Genomic DNA, 15,696 nt, shown 5'->3' on the forward strand with positions numbered 1-15,696 from the left:
AATGAATGATTGCCATACCAGGATACGAAATTACAGAGCAAATCTACGAAGGTGATATGACACTTGTTTTAAGAGGTAAACGAGAGCCTGATAATTTGCCCGTAATTGTCAAAATTTTGAATATGGAAAACCCCCCCTTCGAAAAAGTTGCGGCCTTCAAACACGAAGCACGCACCATGACAAATTTGGAAATGTTAACCTGTGTACCAAAGGTTTATGAATTAAAAAAATATTATGATTCATGGATGATGGTTTTTGAGGATATACAAGGCCAAACACTAGCCTATTATATTGCCAAGAAAACCTTTAATGTTTTCGACTTTTTGGATTTGACTATTAATATTGTTTCCGCTTTGGAGCAAGTTCATAAAAAAGGTATCGTACACAAAGACATTAATCCATTTAATATTGTCTGGAATCCACAAAGCAATAAATTACAAATTATAGATTTTGGTATCGCAAGTAATCTTTCTCATGAAAATGTGGATCACAAAAATATCAATATGCTGGAAGGTACCTTGTCATATTTGTCGCCTGAGCAGACAGGTAGGATGAACCGATTGATCGATCATCGCAGTGACTTCTACTCTCTAGGAATTACAGCATATCAAATGTTGACAGGGCAGCTGCCGTTCGATTCAGAAGATCCGTTGGAATTGATTCATCAGCATATCGTCAAGATACCAGTGCCTCCTCATGAAATTAATAATGAAATCCCCGAAATGCTTTCCGCCATTATTATGAAGTTAATCGCTAAGAAGGCTGAAGATCGTTACCAAACAGAATATGGTATTAAATATGATCTCCTGCATTGTCTGCGTGAATTAAGAAAACGCGGCACGATTGACACATTTGACGTGGGTAAAAAAGATTTAATTTCAGGATTTGAGCTGCCGCAAAAATTATATGGACGAGAAGAAGAAATAAAAACGTTGATGAATGTTTTTGAAAACGTTTGTTTAAGTAGTCGTGAGGTGGCCGTTATTTCAGGCTATGCAGGGATTGGTAAATCTACTTTAATTAATGAACTTTATAAATCTATTGTGGCAAAAAGGGGTTATTTGATTCAGGGAAAATTTGATCAATTTCAGAGAAATCTCCCCTGTTTAGCTTTGAGTCGAATGTTGCAAGATTATGTCGACCAAGTATTGACCGAGAGTTTTGAGCAGCGTGCTGAATGGAAAAACAAAATACTGGGTGCAGTAGGGGAGAATGGTCAAATACTCATTGAGCATGCTCCCTCGATGGAATTAATCATCGGAAAACAACCGCCACTGATGGAGCTGGATCCGGCTGCTGCCGAAAGTCGATTTTTATATGTCATTAAAAATGTGGTGCAAGTTTTAGCACAAAAGGAACATCCCTTTGTTATTTTTTGGGATGATATTCAGTGGGCTGATAGTATTTCATTTAAGCTATTAGAGGTATTGTTACTCCAAACCACCGGCTACCTATTTTATGTTTTTTGTTATAGAGACAATGAGGTGGATGAGGGGCATCCCTTCAAGCTAATTTTAAATCGTGTTGAGCGAGAGCTGCCTCTCTATAAAATTCAGTTGAAACCTTTAAGTCTTGAAGCGGTATCACAATTAATCGCCGACACCTTGCATACTGAAAAAGAAGAGGTTAAAGCGCTGGCAGAAATTTGCTATACAAAAACAAGTGGCAATCCATTTTTCCTTAATCAACTGATAAAAGTTCTGTATAACAAAAAGATTATATATTTTGAAACGGCTAAAGGCAGATGGACATGGGATGTCTCAATGATTAACGAGCAGTCAGTTGCTGACAATGTCTTGGAGTTATTGTTGGCAAGGTTGGATGCATTGAATGAACATTCTCGTATTGCATTAAATTATGCTTCATGTTTAGGAAACATGTTTGACTTAAAGACAACGGCTACCCTGTTAAATCGTTCGGAGCATGAAACCGCGCAATTGTTGGATGAAGCACTACGGGAAAATTATTTGATTCCCTTAAATGATAACTATCGCTATGCGATGGAAACGGAAGGGTCAGGAACCGTCTATCGGTTCGCGCATGAAAAAATTCGTGAAGTAATTTATGAAAAAATAAGCGCAGAAAAGAAAGGTGAGATCAATCTTAGAATTGGGCGGTTACTTAAAAATGTCACCTTAGAGAGTGAGCTTGAAAATAAAGTTATTGCTATTGCAGATCATTTTAACCGCGGGATACATTTAATTACTGACGAAAATGAAAAATATGAATTAGTAACACTTAATCTTAAAGCAGGAATTAAGGCTAAACACTCACAGGCTTTTGAGCAAGCTTCCTACTATCTAGAAACGGGTATTTCGCTACTAAAAGAGAGTGATTGGAATGACCGATATGATATAGCCTTAAGTCTATATACGGAAGCGGCGGAAGTTAATAGCTTTTTGGCTAACTATGAAAAAATGCAGTTTTTTAATGATGTGGTGATCAGCAAAGCCAGGTCGATACTTGATTTGACTAAAATCTATCGTATAAAAATATCGGCTGAAATAGCGCGGGGTAATTTAACGGATGCAATTAGAGTTGGACAGCAGTTTTTAAAAAAAATGAATTATAATCTGCCATTTCATCCTGGCAACCTTCAAGTGATACGCGCAGTGATTAGGGCTAGACTTGCAAGTCGCAAAGTGAAGCCCGAAGAGGTGATGAATCTGCCCACACTAAAAAACGATAAGATGAAGGCAATACAGCAAATTATGTTAGATCTTGCGGCGCCTAGTTTTCAGGCCCAACCCGAACTTTCTATTATACTTTTTTCTGAAGTATTTCGCATTACTGTTAAGTATGGCGTCTCTGAATTTACTCCCTATAGTTTTATGTGTTATGCGATTGTTCTCGGCGGTATTTTACGAGATTACGAAGGTGCTTATAAATTCGCAAAATTGGCTATTGAACTGATTCCAAAATTTGAAGCCAAAGCGTATCAGGCGAAAATATTGTTTACCTATTATTTTTTCGTTAGCCATTTAAAAAATTATTACAAAGATGATGTTGATCTTTTAAAGGATGCATATTATAGCGGCTTGGAAGTGGGTGATTTAGAGTATGCTATTTATGGATTATCTTTTCCGAGTGCCGTTTATCTTTTTGGGTCAGACCACCTTCAAACAGTGGCAGACCATTCGAATAAAACTGCTGAATACATGATGAAATTCAATAAAGATTTCAAAATGGTCACCTATCATTTAATCCATTTACAGCTGATGACTAATCTTTTAGGGAAAAATAGCGGCTCCCCCTCTAGTTTTACTGGTCCCTTTTACAATGAGAACGAACAAGTGCCGCTCCATCTTGCCAATCAAGATATTTTGGGTTTGGCTTTTCTTTATATTCATAAATTAATGATGGCGTATTTGTTTGGCGACATGGATTCGGCGGTGCAGTTTATTAATCAAGAAAAACCCTATGCCAAAGTATTATTATCCTGTTTTCACTATCCCATTTATTTGTTTTATGCCTTGTTAACTGATATTGCAGTGTATCCAGAAATGAAATTGACTGACAAGCTAAAAGTCCGAGTCCGCATTGCAATGAATCTTTATAATCTGGGTAAACTGGCAAAATCAGCGCCTATGAATTATCGGCATAAATATTGTCTCGTTAAAGCAGAGCTCTATAGAATAAAAGGTAACTATGAAAAAGCACTTGATTACTATGAGGATGCAATTCAATTTGCTCACGAAAATGAGTTTATAAATGATGAGGCTTTGGCAAAGGAGCTGACTGCCAAGTTTTATTTTCAATCAAACAAGGAAAAAGTGGGGAAAATTTATTTGTTTGATGCCTTTTATAGTTATTCTCTGTGGGGAGCCACTGCAAAATTGGATCAGCTAAAAACGGATTATCCTTGGCTGGCGAAAGCATTGCTGCAGCCACATTTATTTGGTTTTTTATCTGCCCTTACCTCTAAGACCTATAAGACCGATGAATTAGATTACGGTTCTGCTATGAAGGCTTCGGTTACTATCGCAAGTGAAATCGTTCTTCCAAAATTGATTGCTAGATTATTGGAGATTCTTACTGAGAATATCGGAGCGGAAAGATGCGTCTTGCTCTATCAACAAAATGATAAGTTGATGGTAGAAGGTGAATTCAATTCCCAACAAAAAATACTTTCTTTGATGCAGTCTATTCCTTTAGAGTCAGATCAGTTGGAGTTGCCGTTAACGATTATTCAATATGTAAATAGTACGCATGAAAGCCTGCTGCTTGATAATGCGTCTGAAGTAAAACAATTCATGCGGGATATGTACATTATTAAACAAGCGCCCAAGTCAGTATTATGTTTCCCTATCCTTTATCAAGGAAGATTGCTTGGAATTTTATATTTCGAAAATAATATGTCAACAGCCGCGTTTACACCGCAACGTCTGGAGTTTTTAAAAGTATTATCCTCTCAAATAGCGATATCAATTGAAAATGCTCGCCTTTATTATAATTTTGAACGATTTGTTCCAAAACAGTTTTTGGAATTATTAGGAAAAGAAGATCTGTCATCGGTGAAATTAGGTGATAGTATTCAAAAAAATATTACCGTTTTATTCACCGATATTCGCGGCTTTACTACCTTAACTGAGCAACAAAATGTAGCGTATGTGTTTGATCTACTCAATCAATACTTAAGTTATGTAGAGCCTATTATCACTCAACATAACGGGTTTATAGATAAGTTTATTGGGGACGCAATCATGGCGTTATTTCCCCGAAATGCAGACGATGCGGTTAATGCTGCTATTGAAATACAAGACAAACTCATCCATTTTAATTCTCAACATAATATTGCGTTGGCAGGGGGAATTGGTATTAGCACCGGACTTTGTATGTTAGGCACAGTAGGCAGTAGTAAACGTATGGATGGAACCGTCATAAGTGATACCGTGAATACTGCCTCACGCATAGAAAATTTAAACAAGACGTATAACACCACGTTATTAATTAGCGAGCAAACCAGAATAAAATTGCAGGATGCTCAGAAGTATTCGTTACGCTTTATTGGCAAAGTTAAGCTTAGAGGTAAACAATCTGAGAATTTAATATGGGAAGTTCTCGATGGGTTACCTGAACATCTTAAGGAAAAAAGATTTGCCACGCTCTCTCGCTATGAACAAGCAGTTCAATACTATAATGACGGTGATTACAAGGAAGCAAGAACTCTATTGCTCGACTGTCACAAGGAAGATCCCGATGATGAAGTTATTGAGTTGCTATTAAAAAGCGTTGAGCAAAATCTAGGTTTCTAAGTCAATGATTGACTCTCTAGAGGCTGAACAGTTCAGCCTTCTTTAAGACGAGAATCAGTTTTGGTAAATCCATCGATGATGATACGTGTTGCTGCTGCCAGTATGTCATCGCGACGAGAGGCATCTTTTGTATGGTGTACCGAATATATAACAACCACAATCGGAGCACAATTTGGTGGCCAAATTATTCCGATATCATTCGATATTCCGTATTCATTGCTCGCGCCTGTTTTATCCGCAACAATCCACCCTTTTGGTACACCAGCGCGGATGCGCGCATCTCCAGTGGTGTTGCCTTTCATCCAAGTTATTAATTGCTTCTGCTGGAATGAGGGTAAAACATTGCCCAGTATTATTTTTTGTAAGCTATTTTCCATCGCTGTCGGCGTAGAAGTATCGCGCAACTGCATTGGGTCTGAATTTAAATTGGGTTCCAAACTGTCTATTCGAAATGTCTCATCATTAATTGATCGAGCATAAGCATTGACCGCGCCGGGCCCGCCTAGTTTTTTGATGATGAGATTAGTTGCTGTATTATCACGGTACATCATGGTGGCTGCACATAGTTCAGAAATAGTCATTCCTTCCGCTACATGTTTTTCTGTAATGGGTGACCAATAAACCAAATCTTGTGTGGTATAAGTCATTTTTTGTTTAAGTATGTGAGGGTTGGTTGCGCTCTGTTTTAAAATGGCTGAAATTGCCATTATTTTGAAGGTACTTTGAATAGGGAAACGCTCTACAGCACGGTATTGAATAGATTGATTATTAGCGGTATTGATTGCATATACGCCAATTCGACCGTCTAAAGATGTCTCCAGCGTTTCAAATTTTTTATTTATTTGGCGAGATTCATTATTCCTAGTGTTAGCAAATAAGATTGCATAGTAACCGCCAGACAGAATTGCTAATGTTAATAAAAAGTATTTAATCCAAGATGATTTCATGCTGTCGCCTTAATGATTTTGTCTATGGTATCTGAAATTTGTCGATTTTAAGGTGAATTTCTGTATCATACTTATCGCTTAGTAAAATCGAATTCTATTAAATTTCCTCTAAAAATAGAGCATATAGATTAAAACATTAATGAGGGAATTATGCCAAATATTATGCAGCGTGAATTATTAGATAGCTTAGTTGGTGATAAAGGTATTTATTTTGAAACTATTCGAGATGATCAAGCCTTTGATTTAGGGACCAAGGTGTTGTACTTACAAAGAGCGCTCAGTCAAGATTGTCAGGCTTTTTTACAATCACTTGATAGGCTATATAACCCACATTTAATGGGTAAAGCAAAGCAAGCTAACCTTGAGTTTGTGCGTGCATTAAAGTTGATTAATGATCTCTGCTTTAATAATCCAGTGAAATACCAAGAGTATGGCATCAGAGATGCGTTGTCTCATTATTTCGCTTCGCTAGGCAGTATTAGTGCAAATGATTTCAAAATAATCATCGAAGAAATTATTAATGCTGGGATTGTTGTTCTAAGTGAAGGCAAGCAAGAAGTGATAGCAGCACAAAAAGAGACAAGAGCAGCGTCAGAAACGCATATAATTAGACAGACTGCTTGGCGAAGAGAATTGGATTTACCTCAAGATCAATTAGCACCGGCAAGCCACAGCGCGCACCACAACCCCGCTTTTTTCCAAGGTGTGCAGTTCCGAGTTCATTTAATCCCAGTTAGGATACAGATTTTGATTCAGGCTAACCTACTGACTAATGCAGCAGCCGCAGCATTATCCCAAGTAGAACGTAATCGGCTTGTTTGTACTCAACCTCTTATTTCAAATGGGTTAATGACAGTGCCAGAGGCTTTAGCATTAACAGGTGACCAGCATCTTTCGTTGGGGCACAAGGAGATTTTTACACTGATTCAAGAACAACGACTTACCCTAGAGCGAGCAAAAAATCTATCCGACGTGGAACATGGTCAGCTTGTATGTACTCAACCCCTCATTTCAAATGAGTTAATGTCTGTGCTGGAGGCTTTAGCATTAACAGGTGTCCAGCATTGTTCATTGGGACACAAGGAAATTTTTACTTTAATTCAAGAACAACGACTTACCATAGATAAAGCAAAAAATTTCTCCCAAGTAGAACTTGATCGGCTTGTATGTACTCAACCTCTCATTTCAAAGGAGTTAATGTCAGTGCCAGAAGCTTTAGAGTTAACGGGTTATCAGCATCTTCGGTTAGGAGAAGAGCGAATTTTTATTTTGATTCAAGAAGAACGACTTACCATAGAGCAAGCAAAAAATTTAACCCAGGCACAAGTAGACGGTATTAATCTAGGAAATGAAGAGGATGTTTTGCAGCAACTGAATCAACAACAAGGCTTTAATTATAACCAATAAGTATTACATTGACTGATTCAAGAAATCTCACCGGCATACCGGTGGAGGAATCTTTTGAATCAGTCAATGCGCTCTCCAATTGCTAAACGCTACGAGAATATTCCGTGTAAGGCATCCAACTAAAACAACCGTCTATTTTATTGGGCTACCCATCAAAACAGCCCCATGTTTTGATGACTTAATATCATTAAGATTTATAATCCAATAGACGACATTTTTTATATTTGGACACAAATGGAAAGAATCCTATTAACATCTCTAGAAAACTGGCTTAGTTCATCCGATCGAAAACCATTGGTATCCGTGGTACAAGGCAAGGTGGCAAAACATGGTTAATTAGGCACCTTGCTCAAAAGGCTGGAAAGCAGTTAATAAAGCTTAATTTTGAAAAAAATCCGTCCTACACCCACCTCTTTTCATCCAACAATATTGACCAGCAGAAATCAGGGAAAGATATTTCAAAGCAATTTTTCTCGATGTCGGTTTATGTTTTACCTTAGCTTCTATTCCTTTTTACCTAATCGGCAATATACATCGTTTGCTTGATTTAATATGATATTTAACTCTAATTTAAAGTATAGATATGATTACTTTATAATAATATCTGCACATTGCACTAGATTCCGAGTAGTGAGCGCTTTAGGTAATAAATTTGGTGATAATATTGTTGTACTATCTGCTGTAGGACAAATATATAGATTCTAAATTAAAAACAATAATAATGAGAATACTTAATGCAATTACACTTAAACAGAAAATCAGCATTGATCACTGGTGCCAGCCAAGGTATCGGTAAAGAAGTCGCAATGCAGCTTGCTAAAGAAGGTGTGCGAGTTATATTAACTTCTAATGATGAAGATAAATTAAATGATGCATGTGATGAGATTAACAAAGATGGTGGATCAGCGCGTGCTATTTATGCGGATTTAACATTACAAAAAGACATAGATAATCTTAATAAAAATAATAACTGAGATCGCATAGACAAATGACCAGCATGTTAGGCTAGTCATTATTTATACATTGGTGGAGGCGGCGGGAATCGAACCCGCGTCCGCAAATTCTAGACCTGAGACATCTACATGTTTAGACTTGTCTTCAATTTAACTCATTGCTTTCCGACAAGGCAGGAAGAACAATAAGCGAGCCAAGAATTTAACAATTAACCTGAGACAGAGTTAATTGCGATTTTATGTGCTATTACCACTGGTCAAAGCCCATAAACAAGCTTTGGCAATGGGTAGGAGCTGGTTTTTAAGCAGCTACGGCTACTTGATATTTACTATCGTTTGCAGTTACTTTATTTGCAACTCAGTTTTACGAGGTGGAGTTACCTGCTCGACATGCACCTTAGGCTTTGATATCCACGTCGAAGCCTGTCGCCCCCAAGCTTCTACCTAACCTATTAAGTATAGCAAGCGTGCCTGGGCATTACTACCTCTTAGTTATTAACTTAGGCGGCTTATTTTTGCGGTGCGCTGTTTTTCTCTATCCCAATCGCGCTGTTTTAGGCTTTCACGCTTATCGTAGTCTTTTTTGCCTTTTGCCAAACCAATTTCAAGCTTTACACGATTATTTTTCCAGTAGAGGGAGAGCGCAGTTAAGGTGTAGCCTTTGCGTTGGACCGAGCCGATGAGGGTGCGTAATTCTTTAGCATGCAGCAGCAATTTTCGGGTACGCAAGGGGTCCGGGGTAATATGGGTGCTAACAGTCTGCAGCGGACTGATATGAAAACCAATTAGCCACGCTTCACCTTTTTTGAGAATGACATAACTATCTCTTAGCTGCAATCGTCCTGCTCGGATACTTTTAACTTCCCATCCTTCTAACACCAGACCCGCTTCGAAGCGTTGCTCGATATGATAATCATGAAAAGCTTTTTTATTTACAGAGATAGAACGACTATTGTCAGATTTTTTTTTAATTTTCGTGTTCATAAGTTAGACTCTATAACTTTGTGCAGAAATGTTAACCTTAATCAAGAGTTAGAGTTATGACTATCATCCAGCGAAGTGCAATAGTACCTCATACCGCAGAAGAAATGTATAAGTTAGTCAATGCCATCGAAGATTACCCGGACTTCGTGCCGTGGTGTAAACAGACCGTAGTGCACAGTCGGGATGAGGATGAAATACATGCTACCTTGTCTTTTGAAGGGGGTGGGTTTAATAAATCTTTTACGACCTGTAATCGTCTTCAAAAAAATAAAATGATTGAAATGCGTCTTATAGATGGGCCTTTTAAACATCTTGAGGGCTTTTGGCGATTTGAGCATCACGAAGATACCCATTGCATGGTCAAACTCGATCTTGAATTCGAGCTGGCTAACAAAATTCTAGGCATGGCTTTTGGCGCAGTTTTTAATCAAGTGGCAAACTCCCTGGTAGACGCATTTTCTAAACGAGCATCAGAGGTCTATGGAAACAATCAGAGTTGAAATTGCCTATGCTCTACCCGAGCAGCAATTGCTTTTAACAGTATTAATTCCCAAGGGGAGTACAGTTATCACAGCAATTATGGCATCGGGAATCCTGGATCAATTTCCGGAGTTAGTGCTCAGTAATAATGTGGGTATCTTCAGCAAGAAAGTTGCGTTGGACTGTATTGTGGCAGAGAATGACCGAATCGAGATATATCGACCCTTAGTCATGACTCCCAATCAATTACGATTATTGCGCGCTAAGACGTAACCCCTATTCTTTCGAAAAGGGGCGAAATTTATATGTTGTGTGTTGATAAATGGCTAATTCGATCATTTTTAAAATAGATGACTACCCGTCTTTCTACGTACTTGCCTCTTCCAGGTTTGTAAGTATAAATGTAAGTCCAACGGTTGTCGTTGAAGGTATCCATTAGAACGGGGGGTCCGATAAGGTCGGTGACGGCGTCCTTAGTCATTCCTAGGTGTAGTTGGTGAATCATATCTGCTGTGACAATATTGCCTTGCTGCACATTCACTCGGTATAACCAGGTTGTTTGTGTGCACGCAGTCAACGTGAAAACAATACACGTAGCGGATAAAAAGGTTATAATTTTTGTTTTCATCTTGATTAGCCTTGGCAGTAATTTAAGCTATGATAGCGAATTTTATTTTTTTTTAAAAGGGGATTTTATTGGATAATCAAGATCTTAAAAATGCAGGGCTAAAGGTTACTCTGCCTAGGCTCAAGATTCTAGAAATATTAGAGAAAGCGGATCCGCATCATATGAGTGCAGAAGACGTTTATAAGACCCTTCTTGAGTCAGGAGATGACGTAGGGCTGGCCACGGTCTATAGGGTTTTAACTCAGTTTGAAACCGCGGGCCTTGTTAAACGTCACAATTTTGAAGGAGATCATGCTGTTTTTGAAATTGAACAAGGCGAGCACCATGATCATTTGGTGTGTGTTAAATGTGGGCGAGTCGATGAATTCATCGATGAGGTCATTGAAAAAAGACAAGAGGATATTGCCCTGCAATCAGACTTCATCATGACAGATCATAGTTTAACTATTTATGGGGTCTGTAAAAAGTGCCATTCTGGTAAAAGGTAATTATTCACAGTCAATTAATTCTTGTGCGTGAGCTAATGTTTTCTCTGTAATGGTTATGCCGCCCAACATACGCGCAATTTCTTTTATTCTTGTTTCTCCTTTTAATTCTACAATAGTTGTTTCCGTCTGCTTTTTTATGGTTTCTTTTTGAACCCGCAAGTGATTGTCGCCGTATGCGGCAACTTGGGGGAGATGGGTGATGCAAATTACTTGAGCGGATTTACCTAGGGACTTCAATAAATTTCCCACGATTGCCGCTGTGCTTCCCCCAATACCCACATCCACTTCATCGAAGATCAAAACAGGTGTTGTTTTTTTCTGGGCTGTTGCAACATAAATGGCGAGGGCTATGCGTGATATTTCTCCGCCTGAGGCTACTTTAGTAAGTGGTTGCAGGGTTTGCCCGGGATTAGTTGCAACTAAAAACTCTATATCATCTATCCCATGAGGGGAGATGTCGTCTCTTAAACTGATCAGGACGTTAAACTGTCCTCCGGGCATCCCAAGTTTTTGTATTTGTTGGCTAATTTGTTTGTTGAGTAGATGCGCAGCTTTTTCGCGGCTAGCATGAAGTTTTTGGGCCACTTCCAAATATAAAGCGCGCAATTCATGGGCTTTTTTCTCTAAAGTTTCGTAATGGAGGTTAGCCTCTGTAAGCTCTGAAAGTTGGGTAGCTAATTGAGTATAGACAAGATGCAATTGAGGAGCGGGTGTCTGATATTTGCGCGCCAATTCATGGATTCTGGAGAGCCGACGTTCAATAATGGTTAATCGTTCAGGGTTAACTTCTAATTGATTGAGGTAAGCCTTGAGCTCATTGGTGGCTTCCTCTAAATGAATGATTGAATGATTAATTAAATCGCTGACTCCCGCAATTTTTTCATCAGAATATTGTAGGCTTTGTAAATGGTTTTGGGCTTGATATAGGCGAGCTTGTGCTGAACTTTTTTCAATTTCTGAGAGCTGCTCTAATGCGGCTTGGCAATTTTTAATTGATTGTTCCGCATTTGCGAGCGTTCTTTGTTCTGCGTCGAGTAGTTCATATTCGCCAGCCACAATAGCCTCTTTTTCAAATTCCTTGATTTGATATTCCAAAAGCTCTTGTTGTACCTCGGTATTGTTTTGTAGGTGGGATACCCGCTCCATTTCTTTTTGATTTTCTGACCATTGTTGATACGCTATTTTGGTCTGATCACAAAGCGTGGTCTCGTGATTAAAGCTGTCAATAAGGTCTCGCTGATAACTGCGTTTGGTAAGTAATTGCTGTTGATTTTGACTGTGAATATTTATTAGAAAAGGAAGAAATTCTTTAAGCTGTTGTAATGTGCAATTGTACCCATTAATAAATTGTCGTGATTTTCCATCTTTATGCAGAACTCTTCGTAGAATGCACTCTGATCCTTCAGCTGCATACTCACGCTCAATTAACCAGGCTTGGGCCGTAGGAATCGTCTCTATATCAAAACAAGCACTTAAATCACATTTATCTGCGCAAGGCCCTATTAGTGCGCTATCAGCACGTCCACCCAGTATCAACGAGAGTGCGTCAATAATAATTGATTTGCCGGCACCTGTTTCTCCAGTGAGCACAGTGAGTCCAGCCTCAAAATCAAGATTAAGTTTATCTATAATGATGAAGTTTTGAATATGAAGATGGGTCAGCATTACCCTTCCCAGCCCAATTTTTCTCTTAGTGTTTGGAAGTAGTTGTAATCTAGGGGATGAATAAGGCGCAAGGCTCTGCCCATTTTTTTAATTGTAATTTGACCCCCGGGTGCTAAAGGAATTCTATCTTGACCATCACAACTTACGCGGGGACAGGCTTCGTTAGAAGGCGCTAGGATTATCTTAATTTCACTATCACCTTTTACTACGATAGGTCGGCTACTTAGCGTATGGGGAAACATAGGAACTAACACTATCGCGTCCAGTTGCGGGTGAAGAATAGGGCCTCCTCCTGAAAGTGCATAGGCGGTGGACCCGGTTGGGGTAGCCACAATGATTCCATCAGCCCTTTGGTAACATATCATTTGATTATTAATATGAACTTCGAATTCGATCATATGAGCAATATTTCCCGGCAATAGCACCACGTCATTGAGAGCAATAGTTTCTAAAATTTCGCCATCTGGATGAATAATTTTTGCTTCTAAAAGAAAACGCTCTTCCTCAAGATATTGCCCTGATAACACTTCATCCACTTTTTGTAACTCATCTGGACGGATATCGGTTAAAAATCCTAATCTGCCTCTATTGATGCCTAATACGGGTAAATTATACTCAACCGCTATATGCGCGGCATTGAGCATGCTGCCATCGCCGCCTACTACAATGATTAAATCGCAATTTTTGCAAAGTAAATCTTTGGGGTAGATAGGTACATTGGCATCAGGGATGAGTTCGGCCGTATCAGGCTCTAATACCACTTCAATAGGATAGTTTAATAAATAGTCTTTCAGTGCTAGAAGAGTCTCTTCAATCCCTTCAACCCGTTGGCGTCCTAATAAAGCTACTTTCCTGAACTTAGATTTTTTTGGTTTCATTAAAACATCCATATCATGAGTGCTTTCCAAAATAATATCCTCATATGTTACCATTAGAGTTGGCTCCTTGGATAAATCGTCCTTGAGATGTTTTAGCATTAATTGCCAGTTAATTAATTCAGTATAATATCGTTTGTTTGATCGAATCTCTACCCAGATTTTCAACTACAAATTTAGAACCACATAACTACGAAAACAAAATATGAACAAAAACCCATTAAATGAAAGATCGCAACGAATTCTGGGCGCTTTGATTGCTAGATACATTAGGGAAGGGCAGCCCGTTGGTTCTAAGACAATTTCTGAGGAAGAGGCTTCCTTATCATTAAGCTCGGCAACTATCCGTAATATTCTGGCAGAACTAGAAGAGGCGGGGTATTTGAGTTCACCGCATACCTCTGCTGGGCGTGTGCCCACAGTGATGGGTTACCGGTTATTCGTTAATAATCTACTGCGAGTTCAAAATGATTCAAATTGTAAAGAAGGGGAAGGGGCGCCATTCCATCTCAATGCCCATACCAGCGAACAAGAGCTCATCGAATCTGCTTCAAACTTGATCTCAAGTCTTACTCGATTGACGGGTATTGTGACGATACCAAGACATGAGCAAATTACATTTCGTCATATTGAATTTTTGCCCCTTTCCCATAATAGGGTTCTAGTGATATTGGTATTGAATGAGCAAGAGGTTCAAAATCTAATTATCCAAACAGACAAAGAATATTCTGAATCTGAATTACAGCAAGCAGCCAATTTTCTAATGATGCACTACATAGGCAAGAATCTTATAGAAATTCGTCAGGCTCTCCTAAATGAAATGCGCACTGATCACCAATGCATGGATCAAATAATGCATACGGTATTTGATGTGGCAGAAAAAAACCTTCAAAAACAACAAGAAGACTATGTTATCGCGGGGGAATCGAATCTATTGAAAATAGCAGAAGAGAATGGCGTGGGTCAGCTACGCATGCTATTTGACGTTTTTTCAAGAAAACATGATATTTTACATTTACTCGATCAGTGTATTCGCACTGAGGGGATACAGATTTTTATTGGGCAAGAATCCGGCTATGAGGTGTTTGATGGGTGTAGCTTAATCACAGCTCCCTATGCTGTAGGGGAGAAGGTGCTAGGGGTGCTTGGAGTCATCGGGCCTACACGCATGAATTATCAGCAGGTGATTTCTGCGGTAGATATCACCGCCAAGCTGCTTAGCTCAATCTTAAAGGATCGTTTGACTTCACCTGAGTAGTGCAAGCTATCTCGGTCTCCTCATTAAGATGACTTGAAACTCAAATTTATGCCCACATATATCTATACTTAACCAAATTGAAATAATGAGGCGATGCATGACAAAACATCATAAAACACGAGAAGAGCCTAAACTTCGGATGGAAGATTTGGAACCCCGTAAACAGAAACAATGGCCCAAGGATGAAGGGGATATGGTAGAAGACGATGATGAAGGCGGGGAAGTAGCGGGTTCTTTAGAGCATGATTCCTACAAAGAGTTAGAAAACAAGTTAACTGAAATGGAAATCAAAGCAAATGATTTCTGGAACCAGCAACTTCGTACTCAGGCAGAATTAGACAATGTGCGGCGCAGGTCAGAACGTGATGTGGCAAATGCACATAAATATGCGTTAGAAAAATTCGTCAATGATTTGTTGCCTGTCATCGACAGCTTAGAACGTGCTTTGCAAAGTGATGTAAGTGATAATGCCTTCGCTCAAAATATTCATACAGGCATTGAATTGACTATGGATTTATTTCTAAAAACCTTAGAGAAATACGGGGTTAAACAATTAGATCCGCAGAATGAAATTTTCAATCCTGAATTACATCAAGCAATTGCCACTCAGCCGAGTGATGCACCAGCAAATACTGTGTTAGAAGTTTTACAAAGAGGCTATTTGTTAAATGATCGTCTTATCCGACCCGCATTAGTAGTAGTAGCGGCGGCTAATCATGCTTGAAAATAGAATGGGTTACCCCCATCTAGGTTTTA

General features: G+C 38.9%; 13 protein-coding genes, 1 other RNA gene and 1 pseudogene. 9 read left to right on the plus strand and 6 right to left on the minus strand.

Features of this window, described 5'->3' with window-relative positions; all coding sequences use genetic code 11:
* Positions 1–5: 5 nt before the first annotated feature.
* Positions 6–5,255, plus strand: coding sequence for an AAA family ATPase (locus tag H0U71_03840; protein ID MBA2654185.1), 5,250 nt, complete (start codon positions 6–8; stop codon positions 5,253–5,255).
* A gap of 32 nt (positions 5,256–5,287) precedes the next feature.
* Here H0U71_03840 and bla read toward each other — a convergent pair whose 3' ends face one another.
* Complete coding sequence (bla, locus tag H0U71_03845; protein ID MBA2654186.1) at positions 5,288–6,202, minus strand: class A beta-lactamase; 915 nt, start codon at positions 6,200–6,202, stop codon at positions 5,288–5,290.
* 150 nt (positions 6,203–6,352) lie between these two features.
* Here bla and H0U71_03850 point away from each other — a divergent pair, with 150 nt between their 5' ends.
* From H0U71_03850 to H0U71_03860, 3 genes and pseudogenes are all read left to right on the plus strand, one after another.
* Positions 6,353–7,609, plus strand: a complete 1,257-nt coding sequence (locus H0U71_03850; protein ID MBA2654187.1) for a hypothetical protein — start codon at positions 6,353–6,355, stop codon at positions 7,607–7,609.
* 234 nt (positions 7,610–7,843) lie between these two features.
* Positions 7,844–8,109: pseudogene (locus tag H0U71_03855) on the plus strand (AAA family ATPase).
* Between the two features lie 234 nt (positions 8,110–8,343).
* Entirely contained in the window at positions 8,344–8,583 is a 240-nt protein-coding gene (locus tag H0U71_03860) for an SDR family NAD(P)-dependent oxidoreductase (GenBank protein ID MBA2654188.1), read from the plus strand.
* Between the two features lie 50 nt (positions 8,584–8,633).
* On the opposite strand, the gene ssrA is transcribed toward H0U71_03860, so the two are convergent.
* Together ssrA and smpB are read right to left on the minus strand one after the other, a co-directional pair.
* Positions 8,634–8,996, minus strand: a transfer-messenger RNA (tmRNA) gene (gene ssrA / locus H0U71_03865).
* Between the two features lie 61 nt (positions 8,997–9,057).
* A complete protein-coding gene (gene smpB / locus H0U71_03870) occupies positions 9,058–9,546 on the minus strand; it encodes an SsrA-binding protein SmpB (GenBank protein MBA2654189.1) in 489 nt (162 codons plus the stop codon).
* Positions 9,547–9,602: 56 nt separating this feature from the next.
* Between smpB and H0U71_03875 the strand changes: the two genes are divergently transcribed.
* The gene (locus H0U71_03875; protein ID MBA2654190.1) at positions 9,603–10,046 is read left to right on the plus strand and encodes a type II toxin-antitoxin system RatA family toxin; all 444 of its coding nucleotides are present in this window, start codon (positions 9,603–9,605) and stop codon (positions 10,044–10,046) included.
* Positions 10,027–10,299, plus strand: a complete 273-nt coding sequence (locus H0U71_03880) for an RnfH family protein (GenBank protein MBA2654191.1) — start codon at positions 10,027–10,029, stop codon at positions 10,297–10,299. The genes H0U71_03875 and H0U71_03880 overlap by 20 nt, the downstream gene beginning before the upstream one ends.
* Positions 10,300–10,327: 28 nt before the next feature.
* Here the strand turns inward: H0U71_03880 and H0U71_03885 are convergent, their stop codons facing one another.
* Positions 10,328–10,654, minus strand: a complete 327-nt coding sequence (locus tag H0U71_03885) for an outer membrane protein assembly factor BamE (protein ID MBA2654192.1) — start codon at positions 10,652–10,654, stop codon at positions 10,328–10,330.
* A 68-nt stretch (positions 10,655–10,722) separates the two neighbouring features.
* Between H0U71_03885 and fur the strand changes: the two genes are divergently transcribed.
* Positions 10,723–11,142 carry a ferric iron uptake transcriptional regulator gene (gene fur, locus H0U71_03890; protein ID MBA2654193.1) on the plus strand — a complete coding sequence of 140 codons (420 nt, stop codon included), beginning with the start codon at positions 10,723–10,725 and terminating at the stop codon, positions 11,140–11,142.
* Here fur and recN read toward each other — a convergent pair whose 3' ends face one another.
* Entirely contained in the window at positions 11,143–12,807 is a 1,665-nt protein-coding gene (recN, locus tag H0U71_03895; protein ID MBA2654194.1) for a DNA repair protein RecN, read from the minus strand. It lies immediately after the preceding gene.
* Positions 12,807–13,685 carry an NAD(+) kinase gene (locus H0U71_03900; protein MBA2654195.1) on the minus strand — a complete coding sequence of 293 codons (879 nt, stop codon included), beginning with the start codon at positions 13,683–13,685 and terminating at the stop codon, positions 12,807–12,809. Before H0U71_03900 ends, recN begins: the two co-directional genes overlap by 1 nt.
* Before the next feature lie 202 nt (positions 13,686–13,887).
* Between H0U71_03900 and hrcA the strand changes: the two genes are divergently transcribed.
* Together hrcA and grpE are read left to right on the plus strand one after the other, a co-directional pair.
* Positions 13,888–14,940, plus strand: coding sequence for a heat-inducible transcription repressor HrcA (gene hrcA, locus H0U71_03905; GenBank protein ID MBA2654196.1), 1,053 nt, complete (start codon positions 13,888–13,890; stop codon positions 14,938–14,940).
* 139 nt (positions 14,941–15,079) lie between these two features.
* The gene (gene grpE / locus H0U71_03910) at positions 15,080–15,664 is read left to right on the plus strand and encodes a nucleotide exchange factor GrpE (GenBank protein MBA2654197.1); all 585 of its coding nucleotides are present in this window, start codon (positions 15,080–15,082) and stop codon (positions 15,662–15,664) included.
* Positions 15,665–15,696 lie beyond the last annotated feature (32 nt).

This window comes from Gammaproteobacteria bacterium (assembly GCA_013697705.1).
Classification (GTDB): Bacteria; Pseudomonadota; Gammaproteobacteria; order UBA6002; family UBA6002; genus UBA6002.